Below are 8,080 nucleotides of genomic sequence, written 5' to 3'. Positions count from 1 at the left end.
CCTGGTCTCGCTGAAGCTGATCTGCGGCAATACAAGGCTGATGCCGCAGCGGATCAACATCGGTCCCGACCGGGTGATCGACAAGCTGCATGGCGACCTCTGCATGGCCTTCCTCAAGGAGATGGAAGGGGGTGCCGCGGCGGTCAGCCCGGCCTTCTTCGACACCTACCGGCAGGAGGCCTGCAAGCGTCTGGAGGTCTATGCGCAGGCGCAGGAGGCGGCCGGGAACGTGGCGGTGGCGGAGGCGGCGCGGCTCTACGCGGCGACGCTGGCCGAGACCGATGCGCCGCAGGAGCTGCGGCAGGCGGGAACGGCGTCGCGGATGGTCAACCTGCGCCCGGCGCATTGCGACGAGGTCTGGACGACGCTCACCGGCAATGCCACCGCCGAGTTCTTCGCGCTCGGCCTCCTCGACGATCCGGAGGCCGGGCTGGAGATGCTGCTGACGCGCCGGGTCCATTGACGGCCCCGGCGCGGGGGATCAGCCGACGAGGCCGACGATCTCGTAGGCTTTCTTCAGGATCGGCTGCGCGACCTCGCGGGCGCGGGCCGACCCTTCGGCGAGGATGCGGTCGATCTCGCCCTTGTCCTGCATCAGCCGCGCCATCTCGCCGGAGATCGGCGACAGCTTCGACACCGCCAGATCGGCAAGCTTCGGCTTGAATTCCGAGAACTGGAGCCCGCCGACCTCGGCCAGAACCGCCGCCGGGGTCATGCCGGAAAGCGCCGCGTAGATGTTGACCAGGTTCTTCGCCTCGGCGCGGCCGTCGAGGCCGCCGACCTCGGACGGGAGCGCCTCGGGGTCGGTTTTCGCCTTGCGGATCTTCTGGGCGATGGCATCTGCGTCATCGGTCAGGTTGATCCGGCTCATGTCCGAGGGATCGCTCTTCGACATCTTCTTGGTGCCGTCGCGCAAGGACATCACGCGGGTCGCCGAGCCCTCGATCACCGGTTCCGGGATCGGGAAGAAGTCGGTGCCGTAATCCGTGTTGAACTTGATCGCGGTGTCGCGCGCCAGCTCGACATGCTGCTTCTGGTCCTCGCCCACGGGAACATGGGTCGCGTGATAGACCAGGATGTCGGCGGACATCAGGTTCGGATAGACGAAGAGCCCGGTCGAGGCAGAGTCGCGGTTCTTGCCGGACTTGTCCTTGAACTGGGTCATCCGGTTCAGCCAGCCCATCCGCGCCACGCAGTTGAAGATCCAGGCCAGCTGGGTGTGCTCGGGCACCCCGGACTGGTTGAACAGGATCGACTTCGACGGGTCGACGCCGGTGGCGATGAAGCCCGCAGTCAGCATGCGCGTCGCGTCGCGCAGCTTGTCGGGGTCCTGCCAGACGGTGATCGCGTGGAGGTCGACGATGCAGTAGATCGTCTCGTAGTCCTCTTCCTGCATCTCCCCGAAGCGCTTCAGCGCGCCGAGATAGTTGCCGAGGGTGAGATGTCCCGAGGGCTGGATGCCGGAGAACACGCGCGGGGTGAAGCCGGCGCTACCTGCAGGGCCTTCGGATGGCGTTTGGACCGCATCCATGGGATTTTGCCTCCTTTGGGCATGGAATGTTAGGCCACTGCCGCTTATCCGCGGGCCAATGCCGGGTCAACTCGCGCCTGATCGCGGCCGGGCGTTATCCCGATCTTCATCCCTCTGCCCGAGCCTGCCGGGGCGCAGGCGCAGGGAGGTCGGCCGGGATGGCATCGGACGGGACGGGCCGGGCATTTCCGGCGGTGAACGCTTTCGGCGGCGGGGCCGGGCTCGGCATCCTGTGCAATCACCCGGAGGTCAGCGGCCCCGGACAAGGCGAAGTCCCGGCTGCGCCCGAAACGCTGGAACAGTGCTTTGTCCTGCGGGCCGGGCGCGGACTGTCCGGAAACCTCGCGGAGATTCCGGAGGGCCTCGCCGTGCAATCGCGGCGGGGTCGCTGCCTCGCCGTCGCTGGGGAGGGCCGGGTCCGCGGCAGGAGATGGACGTTCCGCCCGTCTTGGGGTACCAGCGCCCCGAGCGAAGAATAGGTTATCATGATGTCCTCCCGTCCGCGTCCGCCTGCCGCCGTAAACCCGCTGCCCGCCGCCGTGCTGGGCCTCGCCGTGGTGATCTTCGGCGTGGAATGCCTGTTCCAGCTTGCGGACAGGGGGATCATCGGAGGGACGGGCGGCATGGGCCTCAGGCTCGGCGCGCTCGAGCATTTCGCCTTCTACGGCCAGGCCTTCGACTGGATGGTGACCAACCACCGCTTTCCGCCGGAGCTGATCGCGCAGTTCGTCACCTATCCGCTCCTGCATATCAGCTTCGTGCAGGCGGTGATGGCCTGCGTTTTCATCCTGGCGATGGGCAAGATGGTCGGCGAGGCCTTCGGCAATGTCGCGGTGCTGGCGATCTTCTTCGGGTCCTCGGTGGGCGGCGCGCTGGCCTATGGCGCGCTTCTGAACGAGACCTTCCCGCTGATCGGCGCCTTTCCCGGGGTCTACGGGCTCATCGGCGGCTTCACCTTCATGCAATGGGTGCGCCAGAAGGCGGTTGGCGAAAGCCAGATGCGGGCCTTCCAGCTGATCGGGCTCCTGCTGGGCGCGCAGCTGGTCTTCGGGGCGCTGTTCGGCGCGCGCAACGACTGGGTTGCGGATATCGCGGGCTTCGCCTGCGGCTTCGGCCTGTCCTTCCTCTTCGTGCCCGGCGGCTGGGCGCGGCTGCGCGAGAAGCTGCGCAACCGCTGACCCGCAGGCTCAGAGCGCGGCCAGCCGCGCTTCGTGCGCGCGGATCTCCTCTGCCAGAAGCGCGGACAGTTCGGCCAGCTCGGCCTCATGGGCGCGCCAGGCATCCTGTCCCTGCATCCCGATTGCGCCGCGCGCCTTTGCGGTAGGCCTGCACGGCGCCGCCGCGCGGCGCGGGCAGATGAACGGCGGTGATGATCTCGCCGGGCTGGAGCGTGGTCTCCTCGTCGGGCTGGTCGCCGGGGACGCGCCACAGATCGGGCAGGGCAAGCCGGCGCGAGGTCCCCGCGGCGGCGCGGATCTCGGCCTCGGCGCCGAGCAGCACCATCGCCACCGCCATGTCCGAGGGATGCGCGGCGATGCAATTCTCCGAGGTGCCGAGGATCGCGGTCATCCGCGACACGCCGCCCCGGGCCGGACAGCCCGAACCGGGCACGCGCTTGTTGCAGGCCGAGGCGGGGTCCTGGAAATAGGGGCAGCGGGTGCGCTGCAGCAGGTTTCCGGCAGTGGTGGCCCGGTTGCGGATCTGGCCCGAGGCGCCGGCCAGGATCGCGCGCGAGAGCACCGGCCAGCCCTTTCGGATGCGCGGATCGGCGGCCAGCGCGCTGTTCGTCACCAGCGCGCCGATGCGCAGCCCGGTTTCCGTCTCTTCGATCCCGTCCAGCCCCGGCACATGGCCGATATCGGCCAGCCGCTCGGGCGCGGCGACCTGGAGCTTCATCAGGTCCAGCAGGTTGGTGCCGCCGGCGATCAGCGTGGCGCCCTCGGCGGCAGCGGTCCCGGCTTCGGCGAGACCGGCGGGGCGGGTGTAGCCGAAGGGCCTCATTCCCCAGCCTCCGCCACGGTTTCGTCAGGCAGCGCTGCAGCCTTCGCGATAGCCTGGCGGATGCTGGGATAGGCGGCGCAGCGGCAGAGATTGCCGCTCATCCGCTCGGCGATCTCGCCGTCGCTCAGGCTCACCGGCCCGGCGAGGCTGGGCGAGACATGCGACGGCCAGCCCTCGCGCGCCTCTCCCAGCATGCCGGTCGCGGACATGATCTGGCCCGGCGTGCAGTAGCCGCACTGGAACCCGTCGCAGGCGGTGAATTCGGCCTGCAGGGCCGCGGGGGCCTCCGGGCTGCCCAGCCCTTCGACGGTGGTGATCTCGGCGCCCTCGGCCATGGCGGCGAGCACCAGGCAGGCATTCACCCGGCGGCCGTCCATCAGCACCGTGCAGGCGCCGCATTGCCCATGGTCGCACCCCTTCTTGGAGCCGGTCAGCCGCAGGTGGTCGCGCAGCGCGTCGAGCAGGGTGACCCGCGGATCGAGGTCGAGCCCGCGGGTCTCGCCGTTGACGGAAAGGGTGATCTGCATGGCGCTGGGTCCTTCCTGGCAGTCCGTGATGTCCGGCAGGTCCAACGCGCCGCGCCGCCGCCCGGTTCCGGACCGCGGCGGCCGCAGCGGCGAAAGGTCGGAAAAGATTGTTTTTCAGTCAACATATACAATTGCGGGGAAGCATGTTGACAGGCCGCGAATTCAACTCGAAGGTGATCCTGTCGAGCGTCCGCAGCCTTGGCGGGAGGCCGGGAGGACGTGTCGCTTCTGGGAGGAAGATCGATGGTCGACAGTCAGAACGAAGCCCTCCGGGGTGCGGAGGAGGCGCCGCCGCTCGTATCCTACGCGGTTCTCGACCGGATGCTCTGGGCGCGGTTCCAGCAGGCCGAGACCGTCGAAAGCTATCTCGAATGCTGGCTGGGCCTGGTCACGCGGCAGGTCGACGGCATGTCCTCGGGGCTGCTGGTTGCGGGCGAGGGGCCCGATGCCGGTCCCTTCGCTCCGGCGGCACGCTGGCCCGCGGGCGGTGCGGCGGCACAGGACCTCGCGCGGCGGCTGAACACCGCCAAGGACCCGGAGGCGCTGGCCGGAGACAGCCGCGGCAAGGGCAGTTTCGACGTGCTCTTCGAATGTTCGGGCGCGGCCCCGGCGCTGGCCGCCGGGATCGGCGCGCTGGCGCCCCGCGGCGTGATCGTGCAGCTCGGCATGTCGGGGGAGATGGCGCTGCCGATCCTTCCGGTCATCGCCAAGGAGCTGGAGCTGCGCGGGTCGTTCCGCTTCCACGAGGAATTCGCCGTAGCGGTGGCGATGATGCGGGACGGGCGGATCGATCCGGGCTTCCTGCTGACCCATACGCTGCCGCTCGAGGCGCATGCCGAGGCCTTCGAGACCGCCTCGGACAAGAGCCGCGCCATGAAGGTGCAGCTGGACTTCGCCTGATGCTCGCCTTCGCCGCCGCCGTGTTCCTGCTGATCGCGACGCCCGGGCCGGGCGTGCTGTCCTGCGCCGGTGTCGGCGCGGGCTTCGGCTTCCGCACCGGGCTGCGCTATGTCGCGGGGCTGAACCTCGGCAACAACCTCGTCATCCTTGCGGTGGTCTCGGGGCTGGCGGCGGTGATCCTCGCGGCCCCGATGGTGCGCGGCGTGCTGCTGGCCGTGTCGGCGGGCTACCTCTTGTGGCTGGCCTTCCGCATCGCCACGGCGGGCGGGCGGCTGGCCTTCGGCGCGGCGCCGCGCGCGCCGGGGATCCGCGACGGGGTGATCCTGCAGGCGGTGAACCCGAAAGCCTATGCGGTCAATGCCGCGCTTTTCACCGGCTTTCCCTTCTTCCCCGGCAATCTTGGCCTCGAGACGCTGTCGAAGATCCTGATCCTGAACGCGATCTGGCTGCCCCTGCATCTGGGCTGGCTCTGGGCGGGGGGCGTGCTCTACCGGCTCGACCTGCCCGAGCGGATGCACCGCCGGATCAACCTTGCCATGGCCGGGGCGATGATTGCCGTCGTGGCCCTGGCGCTTCTGTCCATGGGCGGCACGCTGTCCGCCGAACCCGGAGGAACCCCATGACCGCAACTGCCTACACCGGAATCTGGCCGGTGGCGCCGACGCCGTTCCACGAAGACGGCACGCTCGATCTCGACGGCATGAAGCGCGTGCTCGACTGCCAGATCGACATGGGCGTCGACGGCATCTGCATCCTCGCGAACTTCTCCGAGCAGTTCCTGATCTCGGATGCCGAACGCGAGACGTTGACCCGGCTCTGCCTGGAACATGTCGCGGGCCGCGTGCCGGTGATCGTGACGATCAGCCATTACGCCACGCAGATCGCGGTGGAGCGCGCGCGGCTTGCCAAGGACTGCGGCGCCGCCATCGTGATGATGATGCCGCCCTATCACGGGGCGCTGATGAAGGGCACGGCCCAGCAGACCTACGAGCAGTTCGCCGCGGTGGGCGAGGTCGGCATCCCGATCATGGTGCAGGACGCGCCGCTGTCGGGCGTCGAGCTGCCGGTGCCGCTTCTCGTCAGGATGGCGCGCGAGATCGAGATGCTGAAGCTCTTCAAGATCGAATGCCCGCAGGCCGCGGGAAAGCTGCGCGCGCTGATCGCCGAGGGCGGCGACGCGATCGAGGGCCCGTTCGACGGCGAGGAGGCGATCACGCTGCTCGCCGATCTCGACGCGGGCTGCACCGGCACGATGACCTCGGGCATGATCCCCGACCTGATCGGGCCGATTGTCCGCGACTTCCTGGCGGGCAACCGGCAGGCGGCGATCGACGGCTATGCCCGCATCCTGCCGGCGGTGAACCACGAGAACCGGCAATGCGGCTTCCGGTCGTGCAAGGCGGCGATGGTCGAGGGCGGGGTGATCAAGTCCGACTTCTCGCGCCACCCGATCGCGCCGCTGCATCCCGACACCCGCGCCATGCTGATCGAGCTGCTGCGGCCGCTCGATCCGATGGTGCTGAGCTGGGGCAGGTAATGGGCGTTTCCGAGGCAATCGCCGAACTTCAGCCGCTGCTCGGCGACCGGCTGTCGGCCGCGCAGGCGCTGCGCGCGGCGCATGGCGGCAACGAGACCTGGTTCCCCGAGACCCTGCCCGATGCCGTGGCCTTCCCCGAGACGACGGAAGAGGTCGCGGCCATCCTGAAGGCCTGCAATGCGCATGGCTGCCCGGTCACGGCCCATGGCGCGGGCACCTCTCTGGAAGGCCATCACCTGGCGGTGCGCGGCGGCATCAGCCTCGACATGGGGCGGATGGACCGGGTGCTCGCGGTCAATGCCGAAGACCTGAACGCCGTCGTCCAGCCCGGGCTGACCCGCGAGGGGCTGAACGAGGAGCTGCGCGCCACCGGCCTGTTCTTTCCGGTCGATCCCGGCGCCAATGCAAGCTTGGGCGGCATGGCGGCGACGCGCGCCTCCGGCACTACGGCGGTGCGCTACGGCACGATGCGCGAAAACGTGCTGGCGCTCGAGGCGGTGATGGCCGACGGCACGGTGATCCGCGCGGGCAGCCGCGCGCGCAAGTCCTCGACCGGCTACGACCTCGCGCATCTCATGATCGGCTCCGAGGGCACGCTCGGCATCATCACCGAGCTGACCGTCCGGCTGCAGGGCATCCCCGAGGCGGTCTCGGCGGCCACCTGCCGCTTCGACACGGTCGAGGATGCGGTCAACTGCGTGATCCTGACCATCCAGTCGGGCATCCCGATGGCGCGGATCGAGTTTGCCGACGAGATGATGGCGCGCGGCTTCAACAACCTGATGGAGGCGGGCCTGCCCGAGAAGCCGCATCTCTTCGTCGAGTTCCACGGTTCGCCCGCGGGCGTGCGCGAACAGGCGGAGAGCTTCGGCGAGATCGCGGCCGAGTTCGGCGCCGAAGCGTTCCGCTGGACCGACCGCGCCGAAGACCGCAACGCGCTGTGGAAGATGCGCCACAACGCCCATTACGCCACCGGCACGCTGGAGCCCGGCAAGCGCACGGTCAGCACCGATGTCTGCGTGCCGATCTCGCGGCTGGCCGAGGCGGTGACCGGCGCGCAGGCGGATCTGGCGCGGCTCGGTCTCGTGGCCACGATCGTCGGCCATGTCGGCGACGGCAATTTCCACTGCTCGGTCCGCTTCGATCCCGGCGATGCCCAGGAGGTCGCCCGCGTCCATGACTTCACCGACGGGCTGGCGCGGCAGGCGCTCGCCCTCGGCGGCACGGTGTCGGGCGAGCACGGCATCGGCCAGGGCAAGGTCAAGTTCATGGCGGCCGAACACGGGCCCGCGCTCGGCTTCATGCGCGCCATCAAGACGGGCTTCGACCCGAAGAACATCCTCAATCCCGGCAAGATGCTGCCGGAAGACATCTGACGGAGGCACCATGCTGCCCTTTACCAATCCCGACCCTTCCGCAACGCTGGCGGGCCGGATCTGGCGTCCGGGCGCCGACCCGGCGCTGGTCACTCTGCGCGGCGAGGATGTGGTCGACATCACCTCGCGCGACGTGCCGACGATGCGCGACCTCCTCGAACTCGACGACCCGGCGGGCCATGTCCGCACCGCGCCGGGCGAAACCGTC

Annotated in this window: 8 protein-coding genes and 1 pseudogene; 6 read left to right on the top strand and 3 right to left on the bottom strand. The window is 69.3% G+C overall.

All coding sequences use genetic code 11. The features are described 5' to 3' along the window. A partial coding sequence (locus tag C7T91_RS33065; protein WP_161556165.1) for a hypothetical protein occupies window positions 1–463 on the top strand: 463 nt, incomplete at its 5' end. Window positions 464–481: 18 nt separating this feature from the next. Here C7T91_RS33065 and trpS read toward each other — a convergent pair. Beyond that, a complete protein-coding gene (gene trpS, locus C7T91_RS29900; RefSeq protein WP_108263448.1) occupies window positions 482–1,531 on the bottom strand; it encodes a tryptophan--tRNA ligase in 1,050 nt (349 codons plus the stop codon). A gap of 488 nt (window positions 1,532–2,019) precedes the next feature. On the opposite strand from trpS, the gene C7T91_RS29895 reads away from it, so the two are divergent. Further along, window positions 2,020–2,709: a rhomboid family intramembrane serine protease gene (locus C7T91_RS29895; RefSeq protein WP_108263484.1), complete on the top strand. Its 690-nt coding sequence runs from the start codon at window positions 2,020–2,022 to the stop codon at window positions 2,707–2,709. Window positions 2,710–2,845: 136 nt separating this feature from the next. On the opposite strand, the pseudogene C7T91_RS29890 reads toward C7T91_RS29895, so the two are convergent. Both C7T91_RS29890 and C7T91_RS29885 read right to left on the bottom strand, forming a co-directional pair. After that, a pseudogene (locus tag C7T91_RS29890) lies at window positions 2,846–3,532 on the bottom strand (FAD binding domain-containing protein); the annotation flags it as partial. Then, on the bottom strand, window positions 3,529–4,059 hold the full coding sequence (locus C7T91_RS29885) for a (2Fe-2S)-binding protein (protein WP_108263483.1): 531 nt from the start codon (window positions 4,057–4,059) through the stop codon (window positions 3,529–3,531). The gene C7T91_RS29885 and the pseudogene C7T91_RS29890, both read right to left, overlap by 4 nt. 243 nt (window positions 4,060–4,302) lie before the next feature. Here C7T91_RS29885 and C7T91_RS29880 point away from each other — a divergent pair, with 243 nt between their 5' ends. Genes C7T91_RS29880 through C7T91_RS29865 form a run of 4 tightly spaced genes read left to right on the top strand, consistent with a single transcriptional unit; the run spans window position 4,303 to window position 7,872 of the window. Next, window positions 4,303–4,959, top strand: a complete 657-nt coding sequence (locus C7T91_RS29880; RefSeq protein WP_108263446.1) for a zinc-binding dehydrogenase — start codon at window positions 4,303–4,305, stop codon at window positions 4,957–4,959. After that, entirely contained in the window at window positions 4,959–5,582 is a 624-nt protein-coding gene (locus C7T91_RS29875; protein WP_108263445.1) for a LysE family translocator, read from the top strand. The genes C7T91_RS29880 and C7T91_RS29875 overlap by 1 nt, the downstream gene beginning before the upstream one ends. Next, window positions 5,579–6,496, top strand: a complete 918-nt coding sequence (locus tag C7T91_RS29870) for a dihydrodipicolinate synthase family protein (protein WP_108263444.1) — start codon at window positions 5,579–5,581, stop codon at window positions 6,494–6,496. The genes C7T91_RS29875 and C7T91_RS29870 overlap by 4 nt, the downstream gene beginning before the upstream one ends. Then, window positions 6,496–7,872 carry an FAD-binding oxidoreductase gene (locus C7T91_RS29865; protein ID WP_108263443.1) on the top strand — a complete coding sequence of 459 codons (1,377 nt, stop codon included), beginning with the start codon at window positions 6,496–6,498 and terminating at the stop codon, window positions 7,870–7,872. The genes C7T91_RS29870 and C7T91_RS29865 overlap by 1 nt, the downstream gene beginning before the upstream one ends. The last annotated feature ends 208 nt before the right edge of the window (window positions 7,873–8,080 follow it).

This window comes from Mangrovicoccus ximenensis, assembly GCF_003056725.1.
GTDB lineage: Bacteria > Pseudomonadota > Alphaproteobacteria > Rhodobacterales > Rhodobacteraceae > Mangrovicoccus > Mangrovicoccus ximenensis.
This window is presented reverse-complemented; position numbering and strand designations above follow the sequence as displayed.

Coding starts and splice junctions, on each gene's coding strand:
- trpS (WP_108263448.1), bottom strand. CDS start 1,531: ATGGATGCGGTCCAAACGCCATCCGAAGGCCCTGCAGGTAGCGCCGGC.
- C7T91_RS29895 (WP_108263484.1), top strand. CDS start 2,020: ATGTCCTCCCGTCCGCGTCCGCCTGCCGCCGTAAACCCGCTGCCCGCC.
- C7T91_RS29885 (WP_108263483.1), bottom strand. CDS start 4,059: ATGCAGATCACCCTTTCCGTCAACGGCGAGACCCGCGGGCTCGACCTC.
- C7T91_RS29880 (WP_108263446.1), top strand. CDS start 4,303: ATGGTCGACAGTCAGAACGAAGCCCTCCGGGGTGCGGAGGAGGCGCCG.
- C7T91_RS29875 (WP_108263445.1), top strand. CDS start 4,959: ATGCTCGCCTTCGCCGCCGCCGTGTTCCTGCTGATCGCGACGCCCGGG.
- C7T91_RS29870 (WP_108263444.1), top strand. CDS start 5,579: ATGACCGCAACTGCCTACACCGGAATCTGGCCGGTGGCGCCGACGCCG.
- C7T91_RS29865 (WP_108263443.1), top strand. CDS start 6,496: ATGGGCGTTTCCGAGGCAATCGCCGAACTTCAGCCGCTGCTCGGCGAC.